10 protein-coding genes are annotated in these 14,021 nt (G+C 70.9%); 3 read left to right on the top strand and 7 right to left on the bottom strand.

The annotated features are described in order from the left end of the window. Nucleotides 1-54: 54 nt before the first annotated feature. The 3 genes from ACIA8X_RS00720 to ACIA8X_RS00710 all read left to right on the top strand — a co-directional run bounded on the left by ACIA8X_RS00720 (nucleotide 55) and on the right by ACIA8X_RS00710 (nucleotide 2,475). On the top strand, nucleotides 55-774 hold the full coding sequence (locus ACIA8X_RS00720; protein WP_399457752.1) for a 4-hydroxyphenylacetate 3-hydroxylase C-terminal domain-containing protein: 720 nt from the start codon (nucleotides 55-57) through the stop codon (nucleotides 772-774). Between the two features lie 20 nt (nucleotides 775-794). Then, a complete protein-coding gene (locus tag ACIA8X_RS00715; RefSeq protein WP_393450038.1) occupies nucleotides 795-1,367 on the top strand; it encodes an NADPH-dependent FMN reductase in 573 nt (190 codons plus the stop codon). 175 nt (nucleotides 1,368-1,542) lie between these two features. Then, the gene (locus ACIA8X_RS00710; protein ID WP_399457475.1) at nucleotides 1,543-2,475 is read left to right on the top strand and encodes a hypothetical protein; all 933 of its coding nucleotides are present in this window, start codon (nucleotides 1,543-1,545) and stop codon (nucleotides 2,473-2,475) included. Here ACIA8X_RS00710 and ACIA8X_RS00705 read toward each other — a convergent pair. Genes ACIA8X_RS00705 through ACIA8X_RS00675 form a run of 7 tightly spaced genes read right to left on the bottom strand, consistent with a single transcriptional unit; the run spans nucleotide 2,466 to nucleotide 14,015 of the window. Further along, nucleotides 2,466-5,063 (bottom strand): AAA family ATPase, encoded by a 2,598-nt coding sequence (locus ACIA8X_RS00705; protein ID WP_399457474.1) that lies wholly within the window; start codon nucleotides 5,061-5,063, stop codon nucleotides 2,466-2,468. The two genes, ACIA8X_RS00710 and ACIA8X_RS00705, sit on opposite strands and share 10 nt — an antisense overlap. Continuing rightward, complete coding sequence (locus ACIA8X_RS00700; protein WP_399457473.1) at nucleotides 5,060-6,475, bottom strand: hypothetical protein; 1,416 nt, start codon at nucleotides 6,473-6,475, stop codon at nucleotides 5,060-5,062. The genes ACIA8X_RS00705 and ACIA8X_RS00700 overlap by 4 nt, the downstream gene beginning before the upstream one ends. Next, nucleotides 6,472-7,155 (bottom strand): 4Fe-4S single cluster domain-containing protein, encoded by a 684-nt coding sequence (locus tag ACIA8X_RS00695; protein ID WP_399457472.1) that lies wholly within the window; start codon nucleotides 7,153-7,155, stop codon nucleotides 6,472-6,474. Before ACIA8X_RS00695 ends, ACIA8X_RS00700 begins: the two co-directional genes overlap by 4 nt. After that, nucleotides 7,155-8,807: a VWA domain-containing protein gene (locus tag ACIA8X_RS00690; RefSeq protein WP_393449378.1), complete on the bottom strand. Its 1,653-nt coding sequence runs from the start codon at nucleotides 8,805-8,807 to the stop codon at nucleotides 7,155-7,157. Before ACIA8X_RS00690 ends, ACIA8X_RS00695 begins: the two co-directional genes overlap by 1 nt. Before the next feature lie 11 nt (nucleotides 8,808-8,818). Continuing rightward, on the bottom strand, nucleotides 8,819-10,231 hold the full coding sequence (locus ACIA8X_RS00685) for a sugar kinase (protein WP_399457471.1): 1,413 nt from the start codon (nucleotides 10,229-10,231) through the stop codon (nucleotides 8,819-8,821). Continuing rightward, nucleotides 10,228-12,753: a hypothetical protein gene (locus tag ACIA8X_RS00680; RefSeq protein WP_399457470.1), complete on the bottom strand. Its 2,526-nt coding sequence runs from the start codon at nucleotides 12,751-12,753 to the stop codon at nucleotides 10,228-10,230. The genes ACIA8X_RS00685 and ACIA8X_RS00680 overlap by 4 nt, the downstream gene beginning before the upstream one ends. Beyond that, nucleotides 12,750-14,015, bottom strand: coding sequence for a hypothetical protein (locus ACIA8X_RS00675; RefSeq protein ID WP_393449369.1), 1,266 nt, complete (start codon nucleotides 14,013-14,015; stop codon nucleotides 12,750-12,752). Before ACIA8X_RS00675 ends, ACIA8X_RS00680 begins: the two co-directional genes overlap by 4 nt. Nucleotides 14,016-14,021: the final 6 nt, after the last annotated feature.

The following is a 14,021-nucleotide window of genomic DNA, read 5'->3' as shown; positions in this document are numbered from 1 at the left end:
GAGGAGATCGACGCCACCTGCATCTTCGACGACGTACTCGTCCCCTGGGACCGGGTGTTCTTCCACGGAGACGTCGACGCCGCCAACCGTCTCTACGACGCCACGACCGCCCGGCACCACACCGGCCAGCACGGCATCATCCGGGGTGCGGTCAAGGCCGAGCTCCTCGCCGGTATCGCCGTCGCCCTGGCCGAGATGTCCGGCACCAACGCCTTCCTGCACGTCAAGGAGATGCTCGGCGAGGTGCTGGGAGCCCTCGAACTGGCCCGGGCAGGCATCCTGGCCGCCGAGGCCGACGCCGAAGTGAGCGAGTGGGGCACCCTCACCCCCGCGATGGCCCCGGTGCTCGCCCTGCGCTACCACTTCCCCAGGATGACCAGCAGGATGACCGAGGTCATCCAACTCCTGGGCGGTGGAAGCCTGTTGAGCACTCCGGCCGAGGAGGACCTGCGCAGCGAGCTGTGGCCCGGAATCGAGCGCTACTTCCGAGGCGCGAACGGCGTCGACGCGGAGCGGCGGGTCCGGCTGCTCAAGCTCGCCTGGGACGCCACCGGCAGTGCCTTCGGCCAACGCCAGATGCAGTACGAGCGCTACCACTCAGGCGATCCGGTACGGCTGGCCGCCGCCCAGTACGCGGGTTACGACACCGACCCGCTGCTACGGACCGTGCAGCGAGCCCTGCGGCCCGGGCAACCGGGGGTGGACGCGTCGGCCCGCGCGACCGCGGTCGACGCCCCCGGAGACGGCCACCCGTCGAGGGAGGCCCACTCGTAACCGCCGCCGAGCCCCGCCGCATCCTGGTCCTGACCGGGGCCGCCGCCCCCTTCTCCCGCACCCGCTCCGTCGGGGAGCTCGTCTGCCGTGAGACGGCGGGCGTCGGCAGCACATCTGTCCTACGCGACCTCGCCGAGTACGCGCTCCCGCTGCTGCACACCGAATCCGACAGCTCAACCGGCCTCGCCGACCTGCGGGCCCAGGCCGAGCAGGCCGACGGCATGATTTGGGTCACACCGTGCTATCACGGCAGCTACTCCGGCATTCTCAAGATCGGCCTCGACCATCTGCGTGCGGACGCGCTGCGCGGCAAGCCGGTCGGTGTGGTGACGGTCGGCGCCTCACTGACGGCCGTTCAGGCGAGTGAACACCTTCGCACGGTCGCCCGCGCCCTGGGCTGTGTCACCGCCCCGACCCAGGCGGTGGTGGGGGACGACAGCCTCGCTTGGGGGAAGGACATGGATCCGGGTACTCACCATCGGATCACCCGCATGATCGTCGAACTGCACGCGCTCGCCGGTGCGACTGCTCAGCTCCGGCAGAGCGCTTCCACGGCAGAGGTCCTGTCGTCGGCCGACTACGTCGACGGTTGAGCGACCTCGCCGGCTACGGCGTCACCGGCACCTGAGCAGGGGGCACGGTGACCGAACTCGGCGCAGGACAGCCGCAGGAGTGGAACCTCAGAGCCCGGTTTACGGCGTTACGCTGGCGATCAGGAAAGCAACGGGTCGCCGTGCGGGCCCGCCGAGGGTTTCACGAGGGGGCATCGTGCAGGACGACTGGCAGGAGTTCCGGGACGCGTTGGCGGACGTGAAAGGTGCCGTCGAGAGGGCAGAACAGGCCCTCCGCCGACCGGACCACGATGCCGACGGAGCCAGTGCCCTGGACGCCCTGTTCGCGCTGGACGACACGCTGATCGGCACCCGTGACCTGGCCCTCAAGGCACTGCCCAGGCTGCTGGCGGAGGCCCGACCGGGGAAGGGCATGGCACAGGCCACCCGTGACCTGACGGACGAACTCACCGCAGCTGCCGAGCAGGTGAAGTCGGAACGCGCGGCTCTGGAAGAGCTCGCGGCGAGGGAGGAAGAGTTGCGCCGCCGCGCCGCCGAGTGCGAGAGGCTCCGGTCCGAGGCCGAAGAGCTGCGGAAGCTGGAAGGGCTGGCGGCGGAGTGGGGCGCGCTGCAGGCGCAGCGGGAGGTCATCGACGCACGGCTGCGGGAGCTGCGCGACCGGGACCTCGGGGCGGCCGACCGGGAGCTGTACGACAGCGCCCGCACCCTGCTCCAGCTCACCGAGCCGCAGCTCGCCGTGCTGGAGCAGCGGACCCGGCAGACCCTGGAGCAGGCCGCAGCTGCGCAGGAAGAGCTGGCGGTCGTGGTGCACGAGCTGAGCAAGGCCGAGCGTAAATCCGCCGATCTCCAGGACCAGTTGGCGCGCATCCAGGAGAAGCACAGCCCGGTGTTCGCGTCCCTGGACCGTCACGCGCAGGCCGACCGGCAGCTGGCGCAGGCCCTGCGCGAGGCCGCCGGGGCGGACAACGGCGGATCCGGGCCGGAGCGGGACCTCACCCTGGCGGAGGTGGAGGCCCTCATGGGGATGATCGAAGATCGGCTCAAGAAAGCGGACGAGACCCTGCGCGACGTCCTGGCGGAGCCTCAGGACCCCGACGGCGGAACGAAGATCACGGGCGATCAGCCCTGATCGTCGGCCGGATCCGGCACATCCTCGGGCAGGTACTCAGGCCCCTTGGCACCCTGGACCCACCGCGCCCCCTTGCGCCTCTCCATGAACTTCACCAGTCTGCGCACCTCTCGGGCGTTGGCGAATGACTCCCCGCGGGCCTGCCGGGTCGCCGCGAGCCACAGCCTGGCGCGTTCCGCGGTCCCGGGGCCGAGGGTGTAGCCGCCGTCCTCCGCAGCCATCCGACGCAGGATCTCCACCAGGTCGTCCTGGGAGAACTCGGGGAAGGGCACCTTGGTGCTGAACCGTGCCGGCAGTCCCGGGTTGAAGTCGAGCAACCGCTCCATGTCCCGCGGGTATCCGGCTGCGATCACGACCAGTCGGCCGCGCCGGTTCTCCATTTCAGGGACCAGGGTGTCCACGGCTTCCGCTCCGAAACCGCCGTGTCCCCCGGTGTCCCGGACCAGGCTGTAGGCCTCGTCGATGAACAGCACGCCGTCCATCGCCTCCTCGACCGCTTTGCGGACCTTGATCGCGGTCTGCCCCACGTATCCGGCTACCAGGTCGGGACGCTTCACCTCCACGACATGTCCCTTGCGGAGCAGCCCCAGTTCGCGGAACAGTTCGCCGACCACCCGGGCCACGGTGGTCTTGCCGGTGCCCGGAGGACCGGTGAACAGCAGGTGGGGCGGGGCGAATGCCCCCATGCCACGCTCCTGGCGCATCCTCAGCTGGTTCGTGAGTCCTTCCAGCTCCTTGCGGACCGGTCCGAGGCCCACATACCGGTCGAGCACGGCCAGCAGTTCGGCGGGGTCGGGCGCCGGGCGCGACAGGTGGTCCACGTATGCCTCCGGGATGTCGTCGACGGTGACGGGCTGTTCCACCTTCCGTCCGACGCGGGCGGCCCAACAGGTGCGGATCGCGTCGGCCAGGTTGCGCATGTCCCCGGCGTTGCCGAAGTTCTCGTTCCGGGAGCGGTACATGCTCTCCACGATCTGCCGCAGCGCCTGTACGACCTCCTCCCCGGGACGCAGGTGGTGCTCGCCGAGGCGGCGCAGCAGGATCGTATGCAGGGTGTCGGGTTCGTAGTCCGGGAACTCGACGTCATTGGCCAGTGGAAACCGCCTCCTGAGGCCAGGGTTGGCCGCAAGGAACTTCTTCATCTTCTCCGGGTAGCCGGCCACGATGACCACGAGGCGGCCACGGTCGTCCTCGATGCGCTTGAGCAGCGCCGTGATGGCCTCGTTGCCGAAGCCTTCGCTCTGGTCGCTGAGCTCGTACGCCTCGTCGATGAACAGCAAACCGTCAAGGGCCCGGTCCACTTGTGCGTTGGTCTTTCCGGCGGTCTGCCCGACATAGTCGGCCACCAGGTCACTGATCTTCGGCTCCACGCAATGGCCACGCCGCAGCACACCCAGGTCCCGGTACATCTCGCCGACCAGCCGCGCCACGGTCGTCTTCCCGGTCCCGGGGTTGCCGGTGAACACCATGTGCCGGGCGGGCGGTTCACCGATGGTCGGGAGCCCGCGAGCGCGTAGTTCCTCGTCCGCCTGCATCTCGGCCCGGATGGCCTCGAAGCGCCGTAGCACCGCCTCCATGCCGGGCATCGCGGCGAGCCGCTCCCAAGGGCTCTGTTCGTCGGCCAGGGCGCCGCCCACCCACCGCCGAACCGACTGCCCGCTCAACGGCTTTCCTTCAGCGAGCAGTTGTTCGAGGCGGTCGCGCCAGACGCGGGCGGTCTCGGGTGGGCCTGCCATCGACCGGACCGCTCGGTCCAGGTCAGACCACTCGACCGGCAGCCGTTTCCGCAGCCGCACCGAGTGGACCAGCCGCTCCAGTTCCGCTTCCTGCGGAAGCCCGACCCGGAGGGTGCCACCGCGGCTGGGCTCGTCCCGCCGTTCGTTCACAAAGGTCTCCAGCTGCGGATAGCGACCGAGACGCTCCAGGAATTCGGCCACTCCGTTCAAGGAGGGCCTGCGGAACACGAAGATCCACTGGTTTCCCTCGACGGCGTCGGCCGCCCATTCGGCCATGGCTCCGGCCAGTTGCCGCGGGGCCTGGTTGAGGAGCAGGAACTCGTCCGCGTGCGGGAAGACCACAGCCGTACGGTGTTCCGCGCTGTGGAGGTGAGCGGTGAAGGTCATCACCCCGAAGGGATCGGAGATCCCGGAAGCGCGGGCCGTACGCGCCGCGTGGGCCCGGTCCGGGGCGGGTTCCGCCGCGGACCGGGCTCCGCCACCGAGCAGGTTCCTGCTACCGAGGGGTCCCCGCAGATGCGTGTGGCGCATCGTGCCCGGGTCGTGTCGGCCGGGTGTCTCCTCCGTACGGCCGGGCGGCCGGCGGGACAGATCCCACGACGCCCTGTCCCGGAAGTAGACCGGGTTGTGCAGGGTGCTGAAGACGATGCGCTCGAACCCGGAGGCGCGCAGCATGCGCCAGAGTGCCTGCTCCATGGAGCACACCTGGGCGGTGCTGTCGACGAAGACGTCGCCCACGCCGGGCCCGTGGAGGATGGTGAAGGGTTCGCCGTGGCGGACGGCCGCGGGGTCCAGCCGCTCCGTGCCCGGCGGACCGGAAGGACTGTTTCCCTTCAGCAGGTTCGCCTTCACGCGCCGACACCCTCCTGGCCCGGTCGGGGCTGCGGCAGCTCCGGGGTGATGGGCTTGGGAGTGTCGCCGCCGGGCTCCGCCACCGGCGCCGACACTCCCAGCCCGACGGGCACACCCTGCTCCTGTCCGACGGGCAGACGCTGCTCCCGGAGCGCCTGGTACACCGAGTCGGCCCGGTGGAGAAGCTCGGCCTCCGCGGTGACGTCGTGGTCGTGGGACACGACGCGGATCACGCACTGGTCCGAGTCCTTGTCGGCCTGCTCGATCTCGACCGTGATCTCGTTGCCGCTGGCCATGTTGCGGAGCCGGACCCGGAACGCCCCCCGCACATCCCCGTTGACGTACCCGGACTCCTCCTCCACGAGGTCGTAGAAGGCGATGTCGGCGAGTGTGCCCGCCACGACGTCGGCCAGGTTGACCCGTATCTGCGAGGTGAGCTGGCGCATCCCGGCCCGCTCGACGGCCTCACCCAGGCTCCGTTCGAGCCGGGGCGCCTCCTCGTCGCGCAGGGCGCGCAGCTCCTCCACGGCGGTCTGCGGGTCACGGGCCCGGGTGAGTGCCCGGTCGGTGTCCTGCCGCACCAGGTCGTACTCGTCCCTGGCCCAGTACACGACGTCAAGCGTGTACCCGGCGACCGTCTCATCGTCCGGTCCGACGACCGGACGCTGCCGGTTCCCCTCAGCCAGGGTCTCCACCCGCACCAGGGCCTCGATCGCCTCCTGCTGGGCCAGGCAGCGCTCGAGCTCCCGCTGCTCGATGTCCACCCGCAGTTCGCTCAGCTCGTGGAAGGTCTCCTGCGCCACGGCCAAGGCGGCGTCGAAGCGGCCGTCGGCGACGTTCCCCTCGGCCGTGGTGATCCGGCGGCGCAGCCGGTCCAACCGGCCCGGCGCATACCGGTCGTGGGGCAGTTCCCCGTCGACGAGGTCCGCCATGGTGCGGGCGTCCTTCAGCCAGGTGCGTACGGTGTCCTCGGCTCGCGCCCGGTCCCTCTTGAACGCGTCGATCTCCTCGACGAGCGGGGCCAACTCGGCGCGACGCTCGGCCCGCTCGGCGGCGATGGCGCGTTCGGTCTCCCTGCGCTGCTGCTCCAGCCGTTGCCGGGTGTCCTGCTCGATCCGGCCGGCCGTGTCCCGCAGGTCCTGCTGCAGGCGGTCGGCCTGTTCGCGCAGCCTGCGGGTGGTGTCGGCCTCCAACTGGCGGGTCCGGTCGCTCAGCCTGTCGACCGCCTCGTTCTGGCGGCGCTGCCGTGTCTCCAGCGAGGAGAAGGCCCGGTCGATGTCGGCCCGGGTCTGTTCCCGCACATCGTCGAACAACCGTGGGATGTTCCGCCTGACATCCCGCAGCTGCGCCGCTTTCCGCTGGAGGCGGTGCCACTCCGACTGGTCGATCTGAATACGTTTCCTGCCGCTCATGACCGGCCTTCCTCTCCTGGACTCGTGCTGCTGGTGTCCGCTCCCGGCGGCCGGGCGCGAACCGTGTCGACCGCGGTCTCGAACACCGCGGGGAACCCTTTCGGCGCCACCCCGATAAGCAGTGCCTCCGGGCCGTTGACGGCGATCTCCACGTCGCGGGCCCGGTGCGCGAAGTCGTATCCGCTGTCCGCGAGGCGCCGGGTGAGATGGTGGATCCGCTGGTTGGTGCTGCCGCGCAGGCCGCGCCCGTCGTTCAGCCCGGCCACGTACAGCCCGTCGATCAGTACGTCGACGGAGGCGAGCAGGTCCGGTACGCCCTCCGAGGGAGGCCGGGCCACCAGCCGTTCCAGGCGATGGCCGGTGAAGCAGATCACGGAGACGTCCCGGATCTCCCGCGCCCGCCGGACCAGTGCGGCCAGCCCTGCGGCCTGCTGCATCGGCTCGCCTCCCGACAGGGTCAGGCCGGTCACCCGGGGATCGGCGAGCAGCTCGGCCGCCAGTTCACCGGGGTCGGCCAGGCGCGCGGGGCGGTCGGGAATCCACTCCGGGGCGACGCAACCGGCGCACCGGAACGGGCAGCCCTGTACCCAGACCACCGACCGGACGCCGGGCCCGAGCGCCCGGGTGCCGACATGTGTGGACGCCACATTGAGCAGCGGCTTGCCGTGGCCGGCCGCCATCAGGGCCGTCCCGTCCCCGGCGTGACATCACCGGGCACGGACCCGGGGCCGGCGGCCGGCTGATGCGGCTCATGCAACTCATGCGGCTCATGCAACGCACGTGGCTTATGCGGCTTGTGCGGCTCGTGCGGCTCATGGGTGAACGACAGGCCGCCGACCACGACCTGGCCCCCCGGCCCGCAAATCACCTGGTTCGACCGTCCGGACGTGCCGTCCGGCGTGTAGCGGATCAGCAGATCGACCCGGGTTCCGTCGGCCGTCCTGCGACGCCGGCCGTGCACCGTGCCCTGTCCGCCGCCGCGTGGCCTGAGCCGCACCCGCCTCCCGGACAGCTCGATCCGCTCCGGGATCTCCTGGCCGAATGCGGGAACGGCCCTCAACGTCCCGTGCAGCCGGGGCCGGTTGACGCTCTGCCACCACAGCCACCCGAACCCCAGGGCCGCCGCCAGCGCCAAGAGCAAGGCCGGCAGGAAGAACACCGAGCCGACCTCCGCCCGCACCGCCAGGGGATCTCCGGTGACCTTGACCTTGCCCGGAACCTCCAGGTTCACCTCGGGGGCGAGCGCCCGCTGCCAGGGGGAGGACACCTGGCCGGACACCCGCAGCGCGGCCTCGCCGTCCTCGGTCCGGCGGAACGGCAGTCCGCCCGCCTCGGGGCTCCCGGCCAGCCGGACGTCGTACTTCTGGGACTCGCCGGGTTTCAGGGTCAGTTGCTTCGGCACGCCGGTGACGTCGAGCTGCTCCCCGACGCCGTCCACGAAGACCCGTACGTCGCTCACCGTCAGCGGCACATGCCGGGTGGCCGACCGGAAGGTGATGGAGGCGGTCGCGGAGCCGCCGGTGAGGTCGCGGACCCTGGTGTCCGTCCAGGACGCCGTGACGCCTTTGCCCTTGTCCTCGGCGAGTAGCTGCGCGGCCGCACGGGCGCGGGTGCTGTCCCCGGCGCGCTCCAGATAGGCGCCGAGGTCGTCGATGCCCTCCGGGCGCAGCACCTGCGTGTTCCGGACGACATCCCCGAGCAGGTCCGCGCCGGTCGCACCACTACCCAACGGCAGTGCGTATCCGGCGAGTTCGGTGCGATCGCCGATCGCGTCGGCCCGCTTGCGCAAAGCGTCCCAAGGGGCGCCGGACGACTTGGGGTACTCGGTCCCCCGAGGGGGCTCGTGCTTGCCGTCGGTCAGCAGGACGACGGAGGCGATGCCCAGGGCGTCCGTCCGTTCGAGTTCGCTCAGGGCCCGGTCCAGGGCGGCACCGATGTCGGTACCGCCGACCGGGTTGGGGGCCTTGGGCAGCCGGGAGACGATCTTGTCCGCGTCACCGGCCGGTCCGACGTAGCGCGCTTCGGGGCGGTTGTCGAAGGTGATGAGGGCTACGTGGTCGGCGGGAGACAGCCCGTCCAGGAAGGTGCGCAGAGTGGAGCGCACGGTGTTGTAGCGGCCTTTGGCCGCCATCGAACCGGACGTGTCCACCAGGACGACATAGTCGGCGGGCTGATCCGCCACGCCCAGTTCCTGGTAGATCTCGTCGCGCGTCGGTGCCTCGGCGGCGGCCGCCGGCAGGACGGCCAGCAGTACCGCCAGCAGGGCGGCGGCCACGGCGGCCCCGCGCCGCAGCGCGGTCGCCGTACGTGGTGGCCAGGTGGATCGCTTCACGTACGCACTCCCTAAGTCTCTGACTGCGGGTCGGATGGATGAGCGTCGGGCCGGGGATCGTCCGGCAGGAAGCCGAACGGGAACTCTTCACGCGGGGGCGGGGCGGCGGGCGGGAGATCGTCGGGCTGATCTACGCCGGGCCTGCTCCGGCCGAGCTGCTCCAGGACGAGGTGGGCCGTCCCGTCGGCGGCGACGCGCACTCCGACGTGGCAGTACGCACCGTCGCCGGAAGGCGGGACCTGCACCACGCCGACCGTGGCGCCGGCGTCCGTCCCGGCCGCGCGAACCAGGATCCGGACTGTGCGTCCGCCGGTCCCGTCGCCCGGTCCCCTCCGGACCCGTACCCGTTCGCCTCCGGTCTGGGCGAACACGGTGGCTCCACCCAGCTCCAGCGTCCCAGGCGGGCTGATCAGCACTTCTCCGTCTCGGGGCCGGCCGACCACGGTCCGGTGGACGCGCACGGAGACTTCATGGGGATAGCGGTCGGCCGGCTTGAGGTGTTCACCCGCGACCAGGGCTGCCCCGAACACCGCGGCCAGCGCGGGGTCCGTCCCGAAGGGCAGTGGGACCGGGCGGCCCAGACGGTCAGTCAGATGCCGCAGCAGCGCCCCGGACCGGGCCGCACCGCCCACCGCGATCACCGCTGCGCGATCCGGGTCCTGGTCCGGATTGGCGGTCCGGACTCCCGGCAGGCCGTCCAGAGCCTTGTCGAGGCCGCCTGTGAGCCGGTCCAGCGCGCGGTACACGAGACCCGCGGTGATCTCCCTGCCGGCCACCTCGAAGACGACGGTGTCCGCGAGCCGATCGGCCTGGTCGGGTCGGGCGGCCATCCGGTCGAGCGTGACCTCAAGTCGCCGTGCGTTCTCTTCCCTGGCCCGGCCGAGATCCCGCAGCACGTCGGGGTCGTCGTGCGGAAGCCCCGCCCCGTCCAGCACCGCCGCGTCGAACGCGCCACCGTAGCCGCCGCCGGCATGCGCGTCCCGGGCGACCCGGGTCACGGCCACGAGCCAGCCGGCGGCGACGCACTCCGCGACCTCGGCCGCCGAGGCCCCCAGGTCGCACACCAGCAGCCGGGATCCGATCCGCGTGCGCGCATGCCGCAGCAGGGCCAGTACCGCGTACGGCGTGTCCAGTAGCTGGGGCTTCGGCATCCCGCCGTCAGTGGGTGGCGCGTCCCTGTCCTGCGGCCGAACGACCAGCACCAACTGACGGGGCGGACCGAAGTGTTCGCGGTATGCGGTGTACGCCAGGCTCAGCGCGGCCTCGCGATCACCGCGGATGTCGTCGGGGATGGGCAGCCCCTCTCCGGGCACCGTCCCGGTCAGCGGCACCAGCTCCGGCGTCCCGTCCGTACTGGTCCACGCGATCCTGACGAACTGGGTGCCGACGTCGATGGCGATGGCAGGGGCGGGGGACGTCGTCATCGGGGTTCCTCCGGGGGCGGCCTGCGCTTCTTCTTGAAGAAGCCCCAGCGATCCTCCGGACCGGTTCCGGGTGCCGGGTCCGACGTCTCCCGGCAGTGCTGCAGCACTTTCGTGATCTGTTCGTGCCGGTCCCGCTGCTCCTCGTGGTACTCCAGCAGCAGGTCGACCAGTTCACCGTTCCCGTCCCTGTGCCCGCGCGCCAGAGCGGGGTACAGGGCCAGCCCTGGCCGGCCCGCCACCATGCCGTTCATGTGCAGAGTGGCCCGGTCCAGGCCGAACGGTCCCTGCTTGAGTGTCCACGTGGCGATCTCGTCCAGCAGTTGTCCGGGGACGCCGCCGTTTGCACGAGCCTCCAGTACGATCCGGGCCAACTCCCTGTAGAGCGCCTCGTCCTGGCGCTGCGCCCCGTCCCGTACTGTCTTGCGGAAGGCATGGACGGGCACCAGCCACTCCATGTCCTTCCGCTTCGCCAGCTCCCGCATGAGAGATTCGGGTACGTCGAGATCGCTGATCGGCCTCGCCCGTTCGGTGAGCCGCCCATACAGCTTCTCGAACAGTTGATCCAGAAAGGTGTCGTCCGGCAGCGCATGGGTCAGCTGCTCGATCACCCACCACGTCCGCGGGGACGACTTCCCGCTGAGCAGGGCATTGATCGCCAGCCGCCGTGGTTCCCCGTCCCGCCGGATCCTGCGGCACAGAACGTCCGCGTAGTTCCCCGACTCCTCTTCCGCCAGCCGCTCCAGCCGGGGCATTCCCCGCATGACTCCGGTCCGCGGAGCCGCGCAGAAGAGGTCGGCGTCGGCCGCCACGCCGCCGTGCAGCTGCGGCTCGTCGACAGGAACCAGCCTCTGTACGGCATCTCTCAGGCCTCGCTCTGTGCGTACCGCGCTCCACAGACCCGGCGACATCAGACCGAGCACCTCTGGCCGCCGCTCCATCCGGGCGATCTCCAGAGTGGTCAGCCAGCCTCCCTCGCCGGCCCCGGCGAAGTCGGTGGCATCCGGGGCGGTCGCCAGGACCTGCGAGTCACCGAGCAGCACGGCCGCGAAGCGCAGCCAGCCCGGGGTGGTGTCGGTGACCAGGTCGTCCCGCGCCCGCTGCACCAGGCGGCGGAGCGGTGCGAGGCTGCGGTCCTGGTGCTCCAGCAGGCAGGCGAGCCAGGCCCTCCCGACAGCGGGCTCGCGGACGAGACGGTGGTCGGCCCGGTCTGTGCCGAGACCCCATTCGTTCTCGGCCATGTAGATGAGCGACCCGGTCCATTCGGGCGTCGGTTCCGGGGCCTCGACCAGGGCGTTGAACAGTGCGTCGAAGCCGCCGGGATGGTGCGCCTCGACCGCGTTGTGGATGACGCCCAGATACCGTTTGGCCCGTTCGAAGGACGTGGCCGGAGTTCCGGCCGCGAGGGCCTTCCGTATGAGCAGGTCTCGATTGCGCTCGGTCCAGTACTTTCCGAGCAGGCTCCCTGCGGCCCCGTCGCCGTCGTGGGCATGGTCGACCAGGTAGAGGGTCAGCTCGCGAAGGTGATGTTCGCTCAGGGATGCGTCCGGGTACCGCTCCAGGACCCGGCGGACGTCCGCGACCTTCCCTCCGCCCGACTGGATCTCCTCGACCACCGTGTCCAGCAGATCGGCGTCGCGCAGGGCCCGGAGCGCCGCCTCGGGACGTGGCCCCGTGACCGGTTCCGTGGACGTCAGCAGATGCTCCACGATCACGGTGGTGTCGTCGGTCTTCGCCCGCAGCCGGCGAAGACCGTGCAGATAGGTCTGGGCGGTCGCGGTCCCCGGCTCCTGCGGCGGGCCGCCGCCTAGCACTGCCGTGACCTGCCCCGTCCGTGGCCCGGACGCGAAGAACAGCCTCAGGTCGTGCTGCGACCGGCCGGTCCAGGTCGCGGCGCTGAGCCAGGCCCGGCACTGGTACGGCAGGAGAGCGCAGACCGCGTCGAGCACGCGGACGCGTCGGGAGACGTCGGGCAGCCCCTCGCCCGGCTTCGGGATGATCGCCACCTGCCGGTCGGCGAGGAGCAGCGCGGCCACACCGGCCGCCCACTCGAAGCCCAACTGGTCGATCACTCCGGCGAGTTCCGCGGCCGACGTCCGCGGCACGGCAACCGTCATCGGGGCTCCGTCCCCGGGCAGAGCCGGCGGGTCCGACAGCAGCGCGGAGTCGATCCCGGACCAGGTCGCGGTGGCCCGGCTGGCCTCCGCCCAGGCCAGCAGGGTCAGCCGCCAGGTGTAACTGGGGGCGCCGGTGCCGTCGGTGCTGCGGTTCCACGTGGTCTCCACACAGGCGCAGACAGGTCCCGGATGCGCGTCCGTACTGCCCAGGAACACCCGCCACGGCAGTGTGCCGTCAGGGTCACCGCCGTCCGGCGCGCCGGTGGCAGCGGCCTTCCACAGGTAGCTGCTCGCCCGGTCGTCCGGAAGGCTGCTCCGCAGTACCTCGTAGCCCATGGACCGCCCCGGATGCTTTCCCAGCACCGCCCAGTGCGCGGTCAGTCGGTCTTCTCCGAGGCCCTCCTTCACCGCCGCTTCCCCCAGCGCTTCCCGCCCCGGGCCCGGTCCTGCTGGATCCGGCGCTCCAGGTCGATCAGCGGCTCCAGGACGTTGATCGGCACCGGGGCGGTGCGGATGCGCAACTCCCCGTCCACCTTGACCGGCTGCACGTAGTCCGCATAGTCGAATACCTGCTGCGGGTTCAGCCGGAAGCCGACGGCGGAGACTTCGTAGTAGGAGATGCGCGAGCGGTCGAAGTGGGCGTACAGGGCGTCGCGCACCAGGCGGGCGTTGGATCCGCGGAAGACGTCGCACATCCACTGGAAATACTGCTCGCTCCGTTCCCGGGGCACGCGGGGAAGCTGTGAGCCCACCGTGTCCTGGATGACCCAGCCCGCTTCCACCGCGGGCTGGAGAACGTCCGGGTGGTCGAACTTGGCGATGCAGACGGACACGTGGTGCGGAAGCTTGCCGTCGACGAGTTCACCCCGCTCCCGGACCCTCGTGTGCAGCTGGGTCAGCGCCGCATGCAGAAAGGTGAAGGTCTCGGTGTCCTTTTGGGCGTCGCCGAGCGGGTCGAAGAGATAGATCAGCCCGTGGGACTGTGCGAGCTGACCGACGATCTGGGCATGCTGGGGATGATCGTGCAGGAACACCTCGCCGGCCGCGTCCTGTATCTCCAGCACGAAGTCGGGCCGCCGGGAGCCGAGTCCCAACTTCCCTTTCTCCTCCGGCCCCTGCAGGGACCAGGCCAAGTTCTGGATGCCCATGCTGGCCTGGGGGAATTTCCGCTGACGGGCCAGCAGGTCCGTGCGCTGGATGAGGAAGTCGCTGGCCTCCTCCGTCATGCCGCTGACGTTCCAACTGCCCTCGTTGTGCCGCTGGTACTGCATCGCGGCGATCGGCAGGGCGGCCAGATAGGTCGTTTTGCCCGAGCGGGGTGCGCCCCACAGGCCGATCCTGATGAGGTCCTCCTGCACAGTGGGCGTAATCCGCGTGGGTTCCCGAACCGGCACGGCATCCGGCACCGGGACACGAACCGGGGCAGGAACCGGGGCAGGAACCGGGGCATGATCTCCTCCCGGCACAGGCTCCGAGCCTTCGTCCGCTCCCGCCACGGCCTGCCCAGGCGGCCTGCCCGGCGGGAGACCGCCCCCGTCCGGCGCGGTCTCGGGGGCCCAGGGCGGGGGCTCCGGGACGCGGGGATCGGGGATCGTGTTCTGTGCGGCGGCCGCGCCGTTCGGCTCCTGGCCGCCGGGTTCCTTCTTGTTCGGGTTGTAGAGGTCGGGCATGAACTC

It is taken from the genome of Streptomyces sp. NPDC051738, assembly GCF_044453205.1.
Classification (GTDB): domain Bacteria; phylum Actinomycetota; class Actinomycetes; order Streptomycetales; family Streptomycetaceae; genus Streptomyces.
This window is presented reverse-complemented; position numbering and strand designations above follow the sequence as displayed.